The following is a 17,340-nucleotide window of genomic DNA, read 5'->3' as shown; positions in this document are numbered from 1 at the left end:
CCGATGCTGACCTATCTTCTCCGGCGGCTGGGGTTGGCGGCGATCACCGTCGTCGCCATCACCATCGTCACCTTCGGCATCCTGCACCTGCCGCCGGTGGACTTCGTCACCGCCTATGCCGCGCAGGCCGCCGCCTCCGGCTCCGCCATCTCGGCGGCCGAGGCGGATGCGATGCGCCTGGCCTACGGCCTGAACCAGCCGCTGTGGGTGCAGTACTGGAAATGGCTGTCGATGGTGGCGACAGGGGATTTCGGCCGCTCCTTCGAATATGGCCGGCCGGTGACCGAGGTGATCGGTGACCGGCTGTGGCTGACCATCCTGCTGTCGCTGGGTGCCATCGTCGTGACCTGGGGGCTGGCGCTGCCGATCGGCATCTATTCGGCCGTGCGGCAATATTCCATTGGCGACTACATCTTCACCTTCATCGGCTTCATCGGCCTGGCGGTGCCCAACTTCCTGCTGGCGCTGATCGTGCTGTATTTCGGCCAGCGCTGGTTCGGTGTCAGCGTCGGCGGCCTGTTCAGCGCGAACCAGCAGCTTGCGCCCTGGACCTGGGCGAAAGTCGTCGATCTGCTGTGGCACCTGCCGGTGCCGGTGCTGATCCTGGCGCTGGCCGGCACCGCGCAGCTGGTGCGCATCATGCGCGCCAACCTGCTGGATGAGCTGCGCCGCCCCTACGTGGTCACGGCGCGGGCCCGCGGCCTGACGGAGCGGCGGGTGATCCTGAAATATCCGGTCAGGGCGGCGCTGAATCCGTTTGCCAGCACGATCGGCTACCTGCTGCCGTTCATGGTGTCGGGCTCCGTCATCATTTCGGTGGTGCTCAGCCTACCGACCGTCGGGCCGTTGCTGCTGCGGTCCCTGCTGTCGCAGGACATGCTGCTGGCATCGACGATCATCCTGCTGCTGGGGGTGTTGACCGTGGTCGGCACGCTGGTCTCCGACCTGGTGCTGATGTGGATCGACCCGCGCATCCGGCTGGGCCAGCTGCGATGAGCGCCACCGTCTCCGCCGCCGAAAGCCGCGTCGCGGTCGCCACCCAGCGGCAGCTGATCTGGTGGCGCTTTCGGAAGCACAAGGTGGCGATGGCCAGCGCCTTCGTGATCGCCTTCTTCTACCTGATCGCCTTGTTCGCCGACACGATCGCCTATACGGACCCGTTCGATACCCAGGCCACGCGCAGCTATATCCCGCCGCAGCCGATCCACTGGTTCACCGCGAATGGCCAGTTTCGGCCGCATGTCTTTGCCCTGAAGGGCAAGCGTGACATGCGGACCTTCAAACTGTCCTACGCCCCCGATCCCGGTGAGCCGCGCGACCTGGTACTGTTCGCCCGCGGCTATCCCTACAACCTGTTCGGCCTGATCCCGACCGATATCCACCTGCTGGGGGTCAGCGACGGCCAGCCGCAAAACTCCCTGTTCCTGCTTGGCACCGATCAGCTCGGCCGCGACGTGTTTTCCCGCCTGGCGCTGGCGACGCGCACGTCACTGACGATCGGCCTGGTCGGCGTGGCGCTCAGCCTGATCCTGGGCGTGCTGCTGGGTGGCATGTCGGGCCTGTATGGCGGCTGGATCGATGTCACGATCCAGCGCCTGATCGAGATTCTGCGGTCCATTCCCACCATCCCGTTGTGGATGGGTCTCGCCGCCGCCGTGCCCAGCTCCTGGTCGCCCCAGCAGGTGTATTTCGCCATCACGCTGATCATTTCACTGATCGGCTGGACCGAGCTGGCCCGCGTGGTGCGCGGCCGGTTTCTGGCGTTGCGGGAGGAAGACTTCATCACCGCCGCCGAACTGGCCGGGGCCTCGCGCATGCGCATCATCTTCAAGCACATGGTGCCGTCCTTCCTGTCCCACATCATCGCCGCCGTCAGCCTGGCACTCCCGGCAATGATCATTTCCGAAACGACCCTGTCCTTCCTGGGCCTGGGCCTGCGGCCGCCCGCCATCTCCTGGGGCGTGCTGCTGCAAGATGCGCAGAACCTCCAGACCCTCAGCCTGGCGCCCTGGCTGCTGGTGGTGGCGATCCCGGTGATCATCGTGATCCTGGCCTTCAACTTCCTTGGCGACGGCCTGCGCGACGCGGCGGATCCCTATGGCTGAGCCGATCCTGCAGGTACGCGACCTGCGCACCCATTTCTTCGCCGATGAAGGGCTGGTGCGGGCCGTCGATGGCGCCTCCTTCGACCTCCATGCCGGGCAGACCCTGGGCATCGTCGGCGAATCCGGTTGTGGCAAAAGCGTCACCGCACGGTCCATCCTGCGGATCGTCGAACGCCCCGGCCGCGTGGTCGGCGGGGAGATTCTGCTGCGGCGGCGCAACGGTCAGCTGACGGACGTGGCCAGGTTGCCGAGTGACGGCGCCGAGATGCGCTCGATCCGCGGTGGCGAGATTGGCCTGGTATTCCAGGAGCCGATGAGCTCGCTGTCCGCCTTCCATACCATCGGCAACCAGCTGATCGAGGCGATCCGGCTTCATTCCGACCTGGGCAAGAAAGCCGCCCGGGCCCGCGCCATCGAGTTGCTGGCGATGGTGGGGATTCCACGTCCCTCGCAACGGGTGGATTCCTATTCGTTCGAGCTGTCCGGCGGCCTGCGCCAGCGGGTCATGATCGCGCTGGCCCTGTCCGCCGAACCCCGCGTACTGATCGCGGACGAACCGACCACGGCACTGGACGTGACCACCCAGGCGCAGATCCTGGCGCTGATCCGGCGCTTGCAACAGGAACGGGACCTTGCGGTGATCCTGATCACGCATGACATGGGCGTGATCGCGGAGATGGCGGACGATGTGGTGGTGATGTATCTGGGCAAGGAGGTCGAGAAAGGATCGGTCGACGCGATCTTCCACGCGCCGCGCCATCCCTATACGCGCTCCCTGCTGCGTTCGATCCCCAGCGTGCTGGCGGCGCCACGATCGCGTCTGGCAACGATCAGCGGATCGATCCCGCATCCGCTGTCCCGACCGGCCGGATGCCCCTTCCATCCGCGCTGCGCCGAGAAGATCGGCGCCATTTGCGAAACGACCGCGCCGGCGGAGACGGTGCTGCCGGACGGTCATGCCGCGGCCTGCCATCTGCTGACCAGGGCGCCCGCAACGGTGCCGGCATGACGGAGCCGGTGCTGGAAGTCCGCAGCCTGCGGAAGCATTTTCCGATCCGCCGCGGTGTCCTGGGCCGCGTTGCCGGCCACGTGAAGGCGGTCGACGACGTTTCGTTTTCGATCAATTCCGGGGAGACCCTGTCGCTGGTCGGTGAATCGGGCTGCGGCAAGACCACCACCTCCCGCTGCATCCTGCGCGCCGTCACGCCCACCGCCGGGGAGATCCGCTTCCGCACCCAGGATGGAAAATCCGTCGACGTCGCCACGCTGAAACCACAGCAGTTGCGGCCGCTGCGGCGGCAGATGCAGATGATCTTCCAGGACCCGTTCTCCTCCCTGAACCCGAGGATGACGATCTCGGAAATCATCGGCGAGCCGCTGCTGGTGAACGGCGTCACCGACAGCAGGGAACGCAACCGCCGCGTCGCGGAACTGCTGGAGCTGGTGCAGCTGCCCGCCGCCTATCTGAACCGCTACCCGCACGCCTTCTCCGGCGGTCAGCGCCAGCGCATCGGCATCGCTCGGGCGCTCGCCCTGCATCCCTCGCTGATCGTTGCGGATGAACCGGTTTCCGCCCTGGACGTTTCGGTACAGGCACAGATCGTCAACCTGATGCTGGACCTGCAGGACCGGCTGGGGCTGGCCTACCTGTTCGTCGCGCATGACCTGGCGGTGGTGAAGCATGTCAGCCACCGCGTCGCGGTGATGTATGTCGGCCGCATCGTGGAGATCGCACCGACCGAGGCGCTGTTCACCCATCCGCGGCATCCCTACACCGAAGCGCTGCTGTCCGCCGTGCCGGTCCCCGATCCGCGCCACCGGGCGAAGCAGATCGTGCTGGAAGGCGACGTCGCCGATCCGTCCAACCCGCCATCCGGCTGCCATTTCCATCCGCGCTGCCGCTACGCGACGGAACGCTGCCGCACCGAAGTGCCGACCTTGCGGGAGATGGCGCCGGGCCACGCCGTGCGCTGCCTGCGGGCAGACGAACTGGCGCTGCAAGGGGTGACCGCGTAGGCTGCGTCCGGCCGATATCGTGTCCCCGTATCGTGTCCCCGTATCGTGTCCCCGTATCGTGTCATGGAGCCAGCGATGAAGGAAAGCGCCGCACGAGAAGCCATCTGCCGGCTTGGCGCCAGCATCTTTGCCCGCGGCCTGACCTTCGGCAGCTCCGGCAATATCAGCGTCCGGCTGGACGAAGGCGGCTGGCTGATGACGCCGACCAATGCGTCCCTGGGCGAGCTGGATCCGGCGCGCCTGTCGCGGCTGGACGTGGATGGCCGCTTGCTGTCTGGCGATGCGCCGACCAAGGAGAGTTTCCTGCACCGGGTCATGTACGAAGGCCGCTCGGACGCCGGTGCCGTCGTCCACCTGCATTCCACCCATTCCGTTGCCGTATCGTGCCTGGCGGACGTAGACCCCCAGGACGTGCTGCCGCCGATCACCGCCTATTACATCATGCGTGTCGGCCGCCTGCCCCTGGTGCCGTATTTTCCGCCCGGCGACACGCGCCTGGCCGAGGCGGTGCGACCGCTGGTGGGCAGGCATCACGCCGTGCTGCTGGCCAATCACGGCCCGGTCGTCGCCGGCACCGCGCTGTCGGCGGCGGCGGGCGCGATCGAGGAGCTGGAGGAGACCGCCCGCCTGTTCCTGCTGCTGCTCGGCCACCGCACCCGCTACCTGACGGCGGAGCAGGTGGCGGAGCTGCGGACGAGGTTCGGCTGATCCCGCCAATCGTCACAAGGGAAACGACCATGGACAAGCCCCGCATCGGCTATATCGGCCTTGGCATCATGGGCGGCGCGCTAGCCCGCCGCCTGCTGCGTGAGCACGCGCTGACCGTTTTCGATCTGTCCCCGGAACGCCGAGAGGTGTTTGCGGCGCTGGGCGCGACGGTGGCGGACTCGCCGGCGGCGGTGGGTGCTGCTTCGGATATCGTATTGACCTGCCTGCCGACCTCGACGCAGGTGCGGGACGTGATCTTCGGCGACAATTACGGTCTGATCCGCGGCATGAAGCCCGGCGGGATCATCGTCGACCAGACATCCGGCGCCACCACGGCCACCCGCGCAATGGCGGCGGAGCTGGATGGCACCGGCATCGAACTGATCGACGGACCCGTCAGCGGCGGGCCGCGCGGCGCGGATGCCGGCACCATCGCCATCATGGTCGGCGGCACGGCGGACCAATATGCCCGGGTCGAGCCGGTGCTGACGGTCATCAGCCCGAACGTCACCCATGTCGGGCCGCTGGGCGCCGGGCATACGCTGAAGGCGGTCAACAACATGATGTCGGCCGCCAATCGCCTGCTGGCGTTCGAGGCGGTATCGATCGCCGCCGCCAACGGCATCAACCCGACGGTGGCGGTGGACGTGATCAACAAATCCTCGGGCCGCAACAGCGCCACGCTGGCGGTGTTTCCGAACCAGATCTTCACCGACGATTTCGCTGCCCGCTTCACCATGGCCCTGATGGAGAAGGACGTGGCCCTGGCGGCGGAATTGGCCGGGGAGAGGTTCAAGCACCTGACGCTGACACCGTTGATCCTGCGTAATTATCACATGGGGATCGATCGTTTTGGCCGCAACGGAGACATCCACGACATGTTGCGGTTCTACGAGGAAGCGGCCGGCGTGCCGATCGCCAAGATGCAGCCGGAGGCGACACCATGAGCCTGAGCAACCGGGTGGCGCTGGTGACCGGCGCGGCCAATGGCATCGGCAAGGCGATCGCTTTGGCGATGGCCGAGGCGGGGGCACAGGTCGTCGTCGCCGATATCGACGCGGCCGGCGCGGAAACGGTTGCGGACGCGATCCGGTCCGGCCAGCGCAAGGCCCTGGCGGTGGGAGCCGATGTGGGGAACCTGGACCAGATCGACCGCATGGTGCACGCGGCGGTGGCGGAATTCGGGCGGATCGACATCCTGGTGAACAATGCCGGCGTTACCCGGCGCGCCGACATCATGGACCTCACCGAGGCGGATTGGGACCGCATCCACCGCGTCAACGCCAAGGGCGTCTTCTTCTGCCTGCAACGTGTCGCGCGCGAGATGATCCCGCAACGTGGCGGCCGCGTCATCAACATCGCCTCGGTGGCGGGGAAGGGCTATGCGGGAGCGTCCAACGTAGCCTATGCGGCCAGCAAGGGCGCCGTGATCGGCATGACCAAGCTGGCGGCGCTGCAGCTGGCGAAACACGACATCAATGTCAACGCGATCTGTCCGGGCGTCACCCGCTCCGCCCTGTCGGATGCCAATCTGCGCACCCGCGCACGGCAGGAAGGCGTCAGCGTCGAGGAAATGGAGCGGCGCCGAGCCGAGGCGATTCCGTTGAAGCGTGCCAACGACCCCGAGGACATCGCCGCCATGGCCGTGTTCCTGGCATCGCCCGGCGCGCGCAACATCACCGGCCAGTCCTTCAATGTCGACGGCGGCCTGATCCCGGATTAGAGCGCGATCGCCTGAAGCCGGCGGTTGGAAGGCGTGAATCATGTTCTTGAATCAAGGAGTTGATGAAGCCATGCCACGCCGTCTGCTGCCGGTGATCGCACTGCTGAGCATGGCCGCCGGACCCGAGGATATAGATGCTATCCTGGAACGGTCCGGCATCCCGCCGGAACAACGCTATCCGCGCGGCTACTCCGACTTCACCGATCCGCTGGGCCGTTTCATGGACATGATGGCCGCCGGCGCCGCCGGCGATGCCAAGGCCTTGCTGGCGGATGCCTGCGCGGCGTGGCGGCGGCGGCAGCCGAACACCGCGTGGAGCGGGAAGTTCTGGGTCCGGAATATCGAGGTCGACCTCAATGCGCTGTGCCGCCTGCCTTGACCGCGATCAGCCGGGATCGATCATCCGATAGACCCTTGCCGCCGTCCCACTGTACAGCGCCTTCTTTTCGTCCGCCGAAGCGCTGGCGGTGATCCGCTTGAAGGCATTCCACAGCTCCGTATAGCCGCACGACTGCTTGTCCGGCGGGAAGTTGCTTTCGAACATGCAGCGGCTGGCGCCGAATGCCTCGATGCAAGGCTCGATATACATGCGCCAGGCATTCGCCAGGTCTTCCGATGATGGCGGCGCGTCCCGCTCATGGAAATCGAAGCCGCAGGACACCATGCCAAGCCCGCCCAGCTTGCAATAGACATTCGGCAGCTTCGCCAGTTCCTGGATATCGCGCCGCCAACGGGCGAACTCCTCCTGCCGCCGCCCGGCATAGGGCCCGACACCCAGCACGCCGCCCACATGGTTCAGGATGATCGTGGTGTCCGGGAACGAGCGTGCCAGGTCGATCGCGTCCGGTAGTTGCGGGTGGTACTGCCAGGACTCGAAACTCAACCCCAACGGTGCAAGCTGTGCCATGCCTTCCCGGAATTTCGGGTCCATCACCTGGTGCAGCGGCACCGTGCGGGACGCGTATTTATAGATCTCCTCGTGCGAGTCCCATGCCACGCCGTGGCGCATGCCGCGCAATCTTCCTCCGGCTGCAATGATCTCGGCCTCCAGCAATTCCCGCACCCTGGCGCCCACGCTCAGGTCACCGCCGCCGATGATCACTTCCGCCACGCGGCATGGACCATAGCCGCCGGACGCACTCATCGCCGCCAACCCCGCGACGAACTCCACCTCCCCCAGCGCCGCCATCTCCCGCGGCCCGTCCTTCCGATACATCGCCCTGCATTCCAGGAACACGGTCGAAACGATATTGTGGCCGCCGCCGATATCGTCAAGCAGCTCGGGTAACAAATAGTGGCCGCGATGCGGGGAATCCCAGAAATGGTGGTGCGGGTCGATGATCGGCAGAGCGGGCTCCAACGCGGCCTCGCGCGGCCGCTTCTTCAGCCAGGCCGCCAGCGCCGCGTCGTCCCGCACGTTGGTGCCGCGGTACGGTCCCTTGGCTTCCGGTATCTGTGTCATGGTCGTCTCCCCATCATGTCAAAGCGTGGCCGCGATCCGGCCCACGCGACGGATGCTGGCCAGTGCTTCCGCCTGCGGCAAGCCCGGCCACGCCATGCGAAAGCGGAACTCGGTGGCGCCGAACTCGTCGCGATAGCGCTGCAACTCGTCCCGCACGAACGCGTCGTCGCCGATAACGAAACGATCCTTGGCGAAGGCCGCGAACCCGTCGGGGCCGCTGAAATCGTACCAGCCATTGGCAGCGTAGCGGGCGTATTTGGCCGAGAGCGGGCCCGCCGCCAGCGCCAGGGCGGTCTTCATGTCGGGTCCGCAGAAGCACTCGCGGGCGATCTGTCGCGGATAATTCGTCGTCCTGCCCAGGGCGATCCGCGTCTCATGGAACAGCCCCCACCAGCGCGCCAGATCAGTCCGGCTCATGGCACCGGCGCAGATCCAGGAATCGCCGATCGCGGCCGCTCGTTTCACACCGTCATCGACGGCGCTGCCGACCCAGACCGGCACGCCGGTCCCGTTCGTCGGCCGCAGGCTCAGGCCCACATCATCGAAGTGCAGGTATCTGCCGTGGAAAGTCACGCGCTCCCGCGACCACAGCAGACGCATCACCTCGATATATTCGCGGAAGCGTGGCACGCGGGACCGCATCTCCACGCCGAAGGCCTGGAACTCCGGCGCGCGATAGCCCAGGCCCACACCCAGGATGAACTTGCCACCGGTCAGGTGATCCAAGGTCGCGGCTTCCTCGGCCAGCAGCACCGGGTTCAGCATCGGCAGCAGCAGCACGCCTGTGCCCAGGGTCATGCCCTCGGCCAGACCGGCCAGCAGGCCCAGCACGGGAGACGTGGCCAATTGGCGCATCGCCGGGCCGGTGACGAAATGCTGCGGCAGCCACAACGAGGAGAAGCCGGCCTCCTTCGCCGTCCGCACCAGGTCCAGCGTGTTGGCCAGGTGGCGGCCATCGTCTCCCGCGGCCTCCCACTCCAGCGGCACGAACAAGCCGATCTTCATGGCAGCGTTCCCTATTCCTTGCTTGCCGCGATCTTGCACCGGCCCCGCGCTCTTGACCACCGCGCGGCGCCAGCCGACCTTCGGGAGGAACGACAGCAGGATGACGACACCATGCCAGATACCATGGTCGCGACACGACCCGACACTGACAACCGCGCCGCGCAGTACGATGCGATCGTCATCGGCGGCGGCATTTCCGGCATGTACATGCTGTACCGGCTGCGCGAGCTGGGCATGACGGCGATCGTCTTCGAGACGGGAACGGATGTCGGCGGCACCTGGTACTGGAACCGCTATCCCGGTGCCCGTTTCGATTCTGAAAGCTGGACCTATGGATACTCCTTCTCCAAGGAGCTGATGCAGGAATGGGACTGGAAGGAGCATTTCTCGCCACAGCCCGACACCCTGGAATATCTCAACCTTGTCGCCGACAAGTTCGACCTGCGCCGGGACATGCGATTCCGCAGCACCGTCACCGCCGCGCACTGGGACGACGCGGCCAACCAATGGACCGTGACGCTGGACGGCGGGGAACAATTCCGGTCCCGCTTCCTGATCACCGCGATCGGCATCCTGTCCGCCCATACGCTGCCGGCCATTCCCGGCCGCGACAGTTTCCGCGGCCCCGCCTACCATCCAGCGCGCTGGCCGCATGAGCCGGTGGATTTCCGCGGCAAGCGGGTCGGCATCATCGGCACCGGCGCCACCGCGATCCAGGCGATCCCGGAGATCGCCAAGGAATGCGCCCAGCTGACCGTCTTCCAGCGCCGCCCGAACTGGGCCGCGCCGTTGCACAATGCCAAGATCAGCAAACAAGAAATGGAAGAAATCAAGAGCCGGTATGAGGAGATCTATGCCCGCTGCGCCCAGACCTCGGGCTGGTTCATCCATGAGACCGACCGGCGCAAGACGATGGACGTGCCGCCCGCGGAGCGGGAAGCGTTCTGGGAGAAGCTGTACGCCGAACCGGGCTTCGGCATCTGGATGGGCAACTTCCGCGATATATTGACGGATGAAACCGCCAATGCCGAGATCAGCAGGTTCGTTGCCAAGAAGATCCGCCAGCGGGTGAAGGATCCCAAGGTCGCCGACAAGCTGATCCCGAAGGATCACGGGTTCGGCACCCGGCGGGTGCCGCTGGAAAGCGACTATTTCGAAGCGTTCAACCGCGACAATGTCGAGCTGGTGGATATCAATGAAACGCCGATCGAGCGGATCACCGAAACCGGCGTCCGCACCAGCGATCGCGACCACGTCTTCGACATCCTGATCTACGCCACCGGCTTCGACGGGGTCACCGGCGCGTTCGACCGGATCGACATCCGCGGCCCGGGCGGCATACGCCTGAAAGATGTCTGGGCCGATGGGCCACGGACGTATCTGGGGATGCAGCCCGACCGCTTCCCCAACATGCTGATGGTGCTGGGCCCGCACACCGCCCGCGGCAACATCCCGCGCGCGATCGAGCACGCGGTGGATTTCCAGGCCGGCCTGCTGCGCTTCGTGCAGCAGCACGGCTATACGCGTGTGGAGACACGAGCCGAGCAGGTCGAGGATTGGACGCAGACGGTCATCAAGGCATCGGATGCCCTGCTATCCAGCAAGATCGATTCCTGGCAGACCGGCGTGAACCGTAACGTGGAAGGCCGCAGCGTCCGCCGTGTCCTCGGCTATAATGGCCACGGCATCCATTTCCGCCGCAAATGCGAAGAGGTGATCGCCAACGACTACCGGGATTTTTCATTCCGGTAGCCGCGGCCCGGGCATCGCGCCCCAGGCGTCACTCCTCTGGCGTCACTCCTCTGGCGTCACTCCTCTGGCGCGAATCCCAGGATACGGGTGAAGCGGTCGCGATAGGCGGGCCAGACCTCCGGGTTGATCAGGCGCGGCGGCTTCTTCCCGTCCAATATCGCCAGCACCTGCTCGGCGGCGATGCGGCCCATGTTCTCGCGCGCCTCGATGGTGCTGCCGGCGACATGCGGGCTGACCATGACCGTGTCGAACGCCATCAGCGGATGGTCGTGCGGCGGCGGCTCATCCTCCCACACATCCAGGCCGGCACCGGCGATCCGTTTCGCTTTCAGCGCGTCGGCCAGCGCCGCTTCGTCATGGATGAACCCGCGCGCGGTGGTGATGAAATAGGCCTCCGGCTTCATCCGGGCGAACTGTGCCGCACCCATCATCCCGCGCGACTGTTTCGTCAGCGGGCAATGGACGGACACGTAGTCCGATTGCGCCAGCAGATCGTCCAGCTCCACCTTCTCGGCCCCACGCGCCGCGACCTGCTGGGCGGTCAGCAACGGATCATAGGCCAGGATGCGCATGTTGAAGGCGGCCTTGCACATGCGCGCCAGGTTGCCGCCGACATTGCCGATGCCGATCACGCCTAGGGTCCGCCCGTTCAGCTCCCGCCCGATATAATTGGCGCGGTCGATCGCCTGGCCGGTGCGGGCATGGCGGTCCGCCTCGACGATCCGTTTCGATAGCGTCATCATCATCGCCAGCGCGTGCTCCGCCACCGCTTCCTTGTTGCCGCCGGACTGGTTCACCACGGCCACCCCCGCCGCGGTGCAGGCATCCACGTCGATCGTGTCATAGCCGGCGCCGTTGGAGGAGGCGGCGATCAGGTTCGGCATGCGCGCCAGCAGCGCGGCGTTGACCTGCAGGCGCGGCGGAATGATCTGGCGGGAGGCGCCGATCTGGTACACATGCGCCCGCGAAACGACCGGGCTGACCGCATCCTCGGGACTGTCCGTCTCCAGCTTCTCCAGCTGCACGTCCGGCCGCTGCGCCAGGACCGCCATATAGGACGCGGCCGAGGGCAGATAGCGGACATAGAAGACGTGTTTCGCATTGGGCGCCATGGTCGTTTCCTCCGTTTCCCGTTGCCGTCGTCAGCCGTTCAGCATCGCGATGACCTGGTCCAGGTGACGGATGCGGGCGTACATCTTCATCGCCTTGTTCAGGCTGTAATCATGCGCCTCCTGGTCGCCGCCCCAGCAGCACTCGCGGACCACGATGGTGGTGAGGTCCATGCTGAAGGCCTCGCGCACGCTGGTCTCGACACCGCGGTTGGTGGCGCCGCCGCCGATCAGGATGGTGTTCCGCCGCAGCATATGCAGCAGCTCCGCCACGCCGGTGCCGTAGAACGCGCTGGGACGGCGCTTGAAGAACACATAGTCCTGGGGCCGCGGCGCGATCGCATCGGGAAAGCCGGCATCGTCGGTGCCTTCCACCGCGTTGGTCAGCGGCGGTACGCCGGTCTCCGCCGACAGATCGGTCGCCACCATCACCACATCGGCGCCGTCCGCTCGACTGACCGGCGTCGTGTAGATGACCGGTATCCCGGCGGACCGAGCGGCGACGATCAGGCGGACCCAGGCGTCCAGCACCGGCTGCATGGCGGCGCGGCGCGCCGGGTCGGCCGGCGTCAGCGCGCGGCGGCAGACATCATAGGCGATCAGCGCCGTGCGCTGACGGTCGATCCGGTCGGACGCGGACATGGCTCGTTTCCTCGGCTGGCGCGGCGGCGTTGCGGCACCGGGACCAGCTTATGCCGGCTTGCCGCGGAATCAACCGCGCCGGGCGAGCGCCGCGGTCAGCGTGTTTTCCAGCAGGCAGGCCACCGTCATCGGCCCGACGCCGCCTGGCACCGGGGTGATCGCACCGGCCACGGCGGCGCAGGAGGAAAACGCCGTGTCGCCGACCAGCCGGCCATCGGCCAGGCGGTTGATGCCGACATCGATCACCGTGGCGCCCGGCTGCACCCAGTCGCCCACGATCATCTCGGGCCGGCCGACAGCGGCGACCAGAATGTCGGCGCGACGGCACTCGGCCGGCAGGTCGCGGGTGCGGGAATGCGCGATCGTCACCGTGGCGTCGGCGGTCAGCAGCAGCGCGGCCATCGGCCGACCGACGATGCTGGAACGGCCCACCACCACCGCGCGCGCGCCGCGCGGGCTGATCCCGGCGGCCTCCAGCAGCTTCATGACGCCCAGCGGGGTACAGGGCACCAGGCGCGGCCGGCCATCGGCCAGCGCACCGACATTCAGCGGATGGAACCCGTCCACGTCCTTGGCCGGGTCGATCGCGGCAATGACCGCCGCCGGATCGATCCCCTGCGGGAGCGGCAGCTGCACCAGGATGCCATCCACCGCCGGATCGGCGTTCAGCGCCGCGATCCGCCGCAGCAGGTCCGCCTGGGCGGTATCCGTCGGCAGGCGGATCGTGCGGGCGCCGATTCCCGCTTCCCTCGCCGCCTTGTCCTTGGTGCGGACATAGACCGCGCTGGCCGGATCGTCGCCGATCAGCACGACGGCCAGGCCGGGCGAAAGGCCGGCGGCGGCGACACGGCGCGCGACATCGGCGCGCAAGGCAGCGGCGACGGCCTTGCCGTCGATAAGGCGGGCAGTCATGGGCAGGCTTTCATAAGCGGGCGAGTCTTCCAGCCAGGACGGCGCCATCGCCGGCGATCCGCAGGACCTTGTCGCGGCTGGTCTGCCCCATGGTCACGGCGACGGCGGAGGCGGGGACGGATACCGCATCCGCCAGAACGGCACAGGCGGCCTGGTTGGCGCGCCCCGCCTCGGCCGCCTCGGTGACGCCGATGCGCAGGCAGGGACCCTTGGCGGAGACGCCGCGGCCCTGGATGCCGGGCCGGCGCGATTTCGGCTGCACCTTCACGGCCACGCTGACGCCATCTGGAAGCACGCGCCAGAACATGCCTACAGCAGCGGGCGGAAGGAACCGAAGACCAGCGCCTCATACAGGCGGTCCAGCAGCATCCGGGCGGCCTGCAGCAGCAGGATCAGGATCAGCGGGCTGATGTCGATATTGCCGAAACTCGGCAGCACGTTGCGGATCGGGCGCAGCGCTGGCTCCGTCACCCGGTACAGGAAGTCGCCGATCGTCCAGACGACGCGGTTGCGCGTGTCCAGCACGCCGAACGCCGCCAGCATGCTGAAGATCGCCGCCAGGATCACCGCCCAGATATACAGGGTGATCACTTCGGAGATGAGCCAGTACAGAATCCCGATCATGAACGCACTCCAGAAGGCGGCGGACCCTAGCGGCGCGCCGCCGGCTCCGCAACGCCAGAGGAACTACGCCAGAGGAATTACGCCAGAGGAATTACGCCAGAGGAACTACGCCAGAGGAACGGATCCGGGCAGGACGGATCAGGGGATTGATCCGGCGCCCTGTCCCAGGGACCGGATGCGGCTGGCCGGGTCTGGACGGAACGCCCGCTTGTCGCCCAGACTGGCAGCCGGCGTCCAGAAGGAAACAACCATGGCGATCCACCCCCTCCGCGCCCCACGCCTCTGGGCCGGGAGCGCGGCCTGACATGACGGTCGATCCCCAGATCCAGGTGCTGCTGCAACTGCGCGCGCAGCTGCCGCCGTTGCACACACTGTCCGTGCCGGATGCTCGGGCGCAATTCGCCGCCCGGGCGATACCGGGGCTGCGGATTCCCGCCCTGGCCAGCGTGGTGAACCGCGACATGCAGGGGCCCGCCGGATCGCTGGCACTGCGCGTCTACACACCCGTGGGCGAAGGTCCGTTCCCGCTGATCGTGTTCTTCCACGGCAGCGGCTTCGTGGTGTGCGATCTGGATACGCATGACGTGATGTGCCGCAACCTGTGCGCCGGGGCCGGCTGCGTCGTGGTGTCGGTGGATTACCGCCTGGCGCCGGAGCACAAATTCCCCGCCGCGCCGGATGACTGCCTGGCGGCGACGCGCTGGGCGCAGGCGAATGCCTCGGCGCTAGGGGCGGATCCCGGCTGCGTCTTCGTCGCCGGGGACAGCGCCGGCGGCAACCTGGCGGCGGTGACGGCGCTGCGCCTCCGTGATGAGGGCGGGCCGGCGTTGCGCGGTCAGTTGCTGATCTATCCGGTGACCGATTACCACGACCCCGGCACCCCCTCGATGGTCGAGAACGCCGAAGGGTACGGCCTGACCCGTGACGGGATGATCTGGTTCTGGGGCCACTACCTGGTGGAACCGTCCCATGGCACCCATCCGCATGCCAGCCCCTTGCGGGCCGACGACTTGCGGGGCCTGCCGCCAGCCATGGTGATCACCGCGCAATACGATCCGCTGCGGGACGAGGGCGAATACTACGCCGACAAGCTGCGGGCGGCCGGCGTGCCCGTGGTGATGAAGCGCTGGGACGGCATGAACCACGGGTTCTTCAACCTGCCCGGCGTGGTCGACAGGGCGACGCAGGCGGTGGATGAGGCCTGCGCCTGGATCAGAGGCCTGGCAAGGCCTGATCCGAAAGCCTGATCCGAAAGCCTGATCAGGGGGCCCGATCCCGGGGGATCAGGCCAGCAGGGCGGCGGCGCTGGTCTGCGGCCCCAGCGGCGGCAGCGGATGGCCGGGGACAGGCTCGGCCGCCGGCATCGACGCCGGCGGGATCCGGGCGCCACCCGGTCTCGCCGCGCGGCGAGCCAGCCTTGCCTGGCGTTCGGCTTCACGCCGGACCTCCCAGTATTTCGGCTTCCTGGCGGGCTGGGCGACTGCTTGCTGGGCTTGCAGGATGATGGCGCTGGCTTTCTGCACCGCGGCCTCCACATCCGCCTCGGTCAGCACAAAGGGAGGCGACGCGGGTTGCATGGCATCGGCGTCGGCCGCCTCCGCCGGCTGGCTGGAGGCCGAATGCGGCTGGCTCTGGGGTGGCTGGCTCTGGGGTGGCTGGCTCGGGCGCGCCTGGCTCTGGTGTGGCTGGCTCGGGCGGGGCTCGCCTTGGGGCTGGTCACCGGCCTTGCGCCGCGCGGCCAACGCCTTGAGGCATTGCTGGCTGGCCCGCTGCATGGTCCCGGCATTGCCACGCAGGCGCAGATGCGTGCTCTCGGACAACCCCGGGTTGTCCTTCGACCGGCAAAGACTGTCAAAGCCCGCCAGGCAATAGACGATCGTCTGCGCGGCGAGGATGAATTCCTCATGCGATGCCGGGCTGAAACCGGCGATCATCGCCTCGGCCGCGGCCCGGGCGCCGGTCCGGTTGCCGTCCGCCGCCTCCAGGAAGAAGGGGATGAGGCTGCGATAAACCTGATCGCGGGCGATGGCGTCGGCGGGATGAGGCATCGATCACTCCGGTTTGGGCGGGCTGGAACCAGCGGGTGAGTGGCTTGGCCGCCGTGTGTTCTCTATATGTTCCTAGACCCGGTTTGACAAGCGGAAAATCGCTGCGCCGGGACGGTCGCGCGCAAAAATCTGCTGAATGTCATGGAAACCGGCGGGGACGACAGGGTCGGGTCGACCCCGTCACGCTTTATCAACTCTTTGACCCAAGAGCGCGATCCACGCCGTCCAACCGGCGGCTTAGGCGATCGCGTTCTAGCGTCCCACCACCCGCAGGCCGCGCCGCCGCGCGCGCGGCGACGCCTCGGAGGGCAGTTCCAGCGGCAGCAGCGGCGACTGGTCGCGCGCGCCGCCGCCCACCGTGTCCGGCTCCTCGATCTCGGCGTCCGGCAGGTCGTGCCGGCCCAGATAGTTCGCCGCCAGGTGGCGGAACGTGTAGTCCAGCAGGGACGTCGCCTTGTGTACCGCCGGATCGCCCTCCACCAGGCCGGCGGGGCCGAAGCGGGTGAAGGTGAACGCCTCCACGAAGCGTTCCAGCGGCACGCCGTGCTGCAGGCCCAGGCTGACCGCATGGGCGAAATTGTCCATCAGGCCGCGGAAGGCCGGACCTTCCTTGTGCAAGGCGATGGAGACCTCGCCCAGCGTGCCGTCGTCATACTCGCCGGTGCGCACGAACAGCTTGTGCCCGCCGACCGCCGCCTTCTGCGTATAGCCGCTGTGGCGCGCCGGCAGGTCGCGGCGGCGGGCGGCGCCGGCCGGCACCCGCATCGGCACCGGGCGTGGCGGCATGGCGTGCAGGAACGGCGCCACCGCGTCGTGCATCGCCGCATGCGCGGCGGCGCCATGCACCGGAAACGGATTGCCGCCGGCCAGCACGCCGGCCAGCGCCGCCTCGGCCGACAGTCCCTGCGAGGCCAGCCAGGAGCATGCCGTTCGGGTCAACCCGCCGGCGGTCGACACGGGGGAGAAGGCCGGGGCGATTCCGCCGGTTTCGGCGCCCAGCAGGGCTTCCGCCAGACCGGCGTGCTCTATCGCCGTCGTTGCGCGATGGCGCGGGCCGCTCGGCACCGCCAGCGCCGCCTGCCGCGCCGCCACCGCGGCTTTCCGCAGCCCGCGCACCGGCACCTGTGCCGGCGGCTCCGGCCAGGTCACCGCCGCGGCCGGCCGGGCACCGCCCAGCCGGGCGGCAATCGCGGCGGAGGCCGCATCCGCCAGGCCGCGCAGCAGCGCCGCCAGG

General features: G+C 67.6%; 18 protein-coding genes and 1 pseudogene. 10 read left to right on the top strand and 9 right to left on the bottom strand.

What is annotated here, in order from left to right; translation table 11 throughout:
* Nucleotides 1-3: 3 nt before the first annotated feature.
* The 8 genes from VHC04_RS16780 (at nucleotide 4) to VHC04_RS16745 (ending at nucleotide 6,931) form a co-directional block, all read left to right on the top strand.
* Nucleotides 4-996, top strand: coding sequence for an ABC transporter permease (locus VHC04_RS16780; RefSeq protein WP_325683358.1), 993 nt, complete (start codon nucleotides 4-6; stop codon nucleotides 994-996).
* Nucleotides 993-2,105 carry an ABC transporter permease gene (locus VHC04_RS16775; RefSeq protein ID WP_325683356.1) on the top strand — a complete coding sequence of 371 codons (1,113 nt, stop codon included), beginning with the start codon at nucleotides 993-995 and terminating at the stop codon, nucleotides 2,103-2,105. Before VHC04_RS16780 ends, VHC04_RS16775 begins: the two co-directional genes overlap by 4 nt.
* On the top strand, nucleotides 2,098-3,114 hold the full coding sequence (locus VHC04_RS16770) for an ABC transporter ATP-binding protein (RefSeq protein ID WP_325683354.1): 1,017 nt from the start codon (nucleotides 2,098-2,100) through the stop codon (nucleotides 3,112-3,114). The genes VHC04_RS16775 and VHC04_RS16770 overlap by 8 nt, the downstream gene beginning before the upstream one ends.
* The gene (locus VHC04_RS16765; protein WP_325683352.1) at nucleotides 3,111-4,121 is read left to right on the top strand and encodes an ABC transporter ATP-binding protein; all 1,011 of its coding nucleotides are present in this window, start codon (nucleotides 3,111-3,113) and stop codon (nucleotides 4,119-4,121) included. The genes VHC04_RS16770 and VHC04_RS16765 overlap by 4 nt, the downstream gene beginning before the upstream one ends.
* Nucleotides 4,122-4,196: 75 nt before the next feature.
* Nucleotides 4,197-4,829: a 3-oxo-tetronate 4-phosphate decarboxylase gene (gene otnC / locus VHC04_RS16760; RefSeq protein WP_325683350.1), complete on the top strand. Its 633-nt coding sequence runs from the start codon at nucleotides 4,197-4,199 to the stop codon at nucleotides 4,827-4,829.
* A 29-nt stretch (nucleotides 4,830-4,858) separates the two neighbouring features.
* Nucleotides 4,859-5,776: an NAD(P)-dependent oxidoreductase gene (locus VHC04_RS16755; protein ID WP_325683347.1), complete on the top strand. Its 918-nt coding sequence runs from the start codon at nucleotides 4,859-4,861 to the stop codon at nucleotides 5,774-5,776.
* Nucleotides 5,773-6,552 (top strand): SDR family NAD(P)-dependent oxidoreductase, encoded by a 780-nt coding sequence (locus tag VHC04_RS16750; protein WP_325683345.1) that lies wholly within the window; start codon nucleotides 5,773-5,775, stop codon nucleotides 6,550-6,552. Before VHC04_RS16755 ends, VHC04_RS16750 begins: the two co-directional genes overlap by 4 nt.
* A gap of 70 nt (nucleotides 6,553-6,622) precedes the next feature.
* Nucleotides 6,623-6,931, top strand: coding sequence for a hypothetical protein (locus VHC04_RS16745; RefSeq protein WP_325683343.1), 309 nt, complete (start codon nucleotides 6,623-6,625; stop codon nucleotides 6,929-6,931).
* 6 nt (nucleotides 6,932-6,937) lie between these two features.
* Here the strand turns inward: VHC04_RS16745 and VHC04_RS16740 are convergent, their stop codons facing one another.
* Both VHC04_RS16740 and VHC04_RS16735 read right to left on the bottom strand, forming a co-directional pair.
* Entirely contained in the window at nucleotides 6,938-8,014 is a 1,077-nt protein-coding gene (locus VHC04_RS16740; protein ID WP_325683341.1) for an amidohydrolase family protein, read from the bottom strand.
* Between the two features lie 18 nt (nucleotides 8,015-8,032).
* Nucleotides 8,033-9,019, bottom strand: a complete 987-nt coding sequence (locus tag VHC04_RS16735) for an LLM class flavin-dependent oxidoreductase (RefSeq protein ID WP_325683339.1) — start codon at nucleotides 9,017-9,019, stop codon at nucleotides 8,033-8,035.
* A 111-nt stretch (nucleotides 9,020-9,130) separates the two neighbouring features.
* On the opposite strand from VHC04_RS16735, the gene VHC04_RS16730 reads away from it, so the two are divergent.
* A complete protein-coding gene (locus VHC04_RS16730) occupies nucleotides 9,131-10,771 on the top strand; it encodes a flavin-containing monooxygenase (RefSeq protein WP_325683337.1) in 1,641 nt (546 codons plus the stop codon).
* A 56-nt stretch (nucleotides 10,772-10,827) separates the two neighbouring features.
* On the opposite strand, the gene VHC04_RS16725 is transcribed toward VHC04_RS16730, so the two are convergent.
* The 5 genes from VHC04_RS16725 to VHC04_RS16705 form a co-directional block, all read right to left on the bottom strand.
* Nucleotides 10,828-11,883: an NAD(P)-dependent oxidoreductase gene (locus VHC04_RS16725; RefSeq protein WP_325683335.1), complete on the bottom strand. Its 1,056-nt coding sequence runs from the start codon at nucleotides 11,881-11,883 to the stop codon at nucleotides 10,828-10,830.
* A 30-nt stretch (nucleotides 11,884-11,913) separates the two neighbouring features.
* Nucleotides 11,914-12,522 carry a cysteine hydrolase family protein gene (locus VHC04_RS16720; RefSeq protein ID WP_325683333.1) on the bottom strand — a complete coding sequence of 203 codons (609 nt, stop codon included), beginning with the start codon at nucleotides 12,520-12,522 and terminating at the stop codon, nucleotides 11,914-11,916.
* Nucleotides 12,523-12,591: 69 nt separating this feature from the next.
* Entirely contained in the window at nucleotides 12,592-13,434 is an 843-nt protein-coding gene (folD, locus tag VHC04_RS16715; RefSeq protein ID WP_325683331.1) for a bifunctional methylenetetrahydrofolate dehydrogenase/methenyltetrahydrofolate cyclohydrolase FolD, read from the bottom strand.
* A 10-nt stretch (nucleotides 13,435-13,444) separates the two neighbouring features.
* A complete protein-coding gene (locus VHC04_RS16710) occupies nucleotides 13,445-13,741 on the bottom strand; it encodes a DUF167 domain-containing protein (protein WP_325683329.1) in 297 nt (98 codons plus the stop codon).
* Nucleotides 13,742-13,743: 2 nt separating this feature from the next.
* Entirely contained in the window at nucleotides 13,744-14,058 is a 315-nt protein-coding gene (locus VHC04_RS16705; RefSeq protein ID WP_325683327.1) for a YggT family protein, read from the bottom strand.
* A 305-nt stretch (nucleotides 14,059-14,363) separates the two neighbouring features.
* On the opposite strand from VHC04_RS16705, the gene VHC04_RS16700 reads away from it, so the two are divergent.
* Nucleotides 14,364-15,305, top strand: a complete 942-nt coding sequence (locus VHC04_RS16700; protein ID WP_325683325.1) for an alpha/beta hydrolase — start codon at nucleotides 14,364-14,366, stop codon at nucleotides 15,303-15,305.
* Between the two features lie 36 nt (nucleotides 15,306-15,341).
* Here VHC04_RS16700 and VHC04_RS16695 read toward each other — a convergent pair whose 3' ends face one another.
* A complete protein-coding gene (locus VHC04_RS16695) occupies nucleotides 15,342-16,106 on the bottom strand; it encodes a hypothetical protein (RefSeq protein ID WP_325683323.1) in 765 nt (254 codons plus the stop codon).
* 252 nt (nucleotides 16,107-16,358) lie between these two features.
* A pseudogene (locus VHC04_RS16690) lies at nucleotides 16,359-17,340 on the bottom strand (hypothetical protein); the annotation flags it as partial.

The organism is Rhodopila sp. (assembly GCF_035548095.1).
Taxonomy (GTDB): domain Bacteria; phylum Pseudomonadota; class Alphaproteobacteria; order Acetobacterales; family Acetobacteraceae; genus Rhodopila.
The sequence above is the reverse complement of the archived record's forward strand: the minus strand, read 5'-3'. Positions and strand labels throughout refer to the sequence as shown.

Coding starts and splice junctions, on each gene's coding strand:
- VHC04_RS16780 (WP_325683358.1), top strand. CDS start 4: ATGCTGACCTATCTTCTCCGGCGGCTGGGGTTGGCGGCGATCACCGTC.
- VHC04_RS16775 (WP_325683356.1), top strand. CDS start 993: ATGAGCGCCACCGTCTCCGCCGCCGAAAGCCGCGTCGCGGTCGCCACC.
- VHC04_RS16770 (WP_325683354.1), top strand. CDS start 2,098: ATGGCTGAGCCGATCCTGCAGGTACGCGACCTGCGCACCCATTTCTTC.
- VHC04_RS16765 (WP_325683352.1), top strand. CDS start 3,111: ATGACGGAGCCGGTGCTGGAAGTCCGCAGCCTGCGGAAGCATTTTCCG.
- otnC (WP_325683350.1), top strand. CDS start 4,197: ATGAAGGAAAGCGCCGCACGAGAAGCCATCTGCCGGCTTGGCGCCAGC.
- VHC04_RS16755 (WP_325683347.1), top strand. CDS start 4,859: ATGGACAAGCCCCGCATCGGCTATATCGGCCTTGGCATCATGGGCGGC.
- VHC04_RS16750 (WP_325683345.1), top strand. CDS start 5,773: ATGAGCCTGAGCAACCGGGTGGCGCTGGTGACCGGCGCGGCCAATGGC.
- VHC04_RS16745 (WP_325683343.1), top strand. CDS start 6,623: ATGCCACGCCGTCTGCTGCCGGTGATCGCACTGCTGAGCATGGCCGCC.
- VHC04_RS16740 (WP_325683341.1), bottom strand. CDS start 8,014: ATGACACAGATACCGGAAGCCAAGGGACCGTACCGCGGCACCAACGTG.
- VHC04_RS16735 (WP_325683339.1), bottom strand. CDS start 9,019: ATGAAGATCGGCTTGTTCGTGCCGCTGGAGTGGGAGGCCGCGGGAGAC.
- VHC04_RS16730 (WP_325683337.1), top strand. CDS start 9,131: ATGCCAGATACCATGGTCGCGACACGACCCGACACTGACAACCGCGCC.
- VHC04_RS16725 (WP_325683335.1), bottom strand. CDS start 11,883: ATGGCGCCCAATGCGAAACACGTCTTCTATGTCCGCTATCTGCCCTCG.
- VHC04_RS16720 (WP_325683333.1), bottom strand. CDS start 12,522: ATGTCCGCGTCCGACCGGATCGACCGTCAGCGCACGGCGCTGATCGCC.
- folD (WP_325683331.1), bottom strand. CDS start 13,434: ATGACTGCCCGCCTTATCGACGGCAAGGCCGTCGCCGCTGCCTTGCGC.
- VHC04_RS16710 (WP_325683329.1), bottom strand. CDS start 13,741: ATGTTCTGGCGCGTGCTTCCAGATGGCGTCAGCGTGGCCGTGAAGGTG.
- VHC04_RS16705 (WP_325683327.1), bottom strand. CDS start 14,058: ATGATCGGGATTCTGTACTGGCTCATCTCCGAAGTGATCACCCTGTAT.
- VHC04_RS16700 (WP_325683325.1), top strand. CDS start 14,364: ATGACGGTCGATCCCCAGATCCAGGTGCTGCTGCAACTGCGCGCGCAG.
- VHC04_RS16695 (WP_325683323.1), bottom strand. CDS start 16,106: ATGCCTCATCCCGCCGACGCCATCGCCCGCGATCAGGTTTATCGCAGC.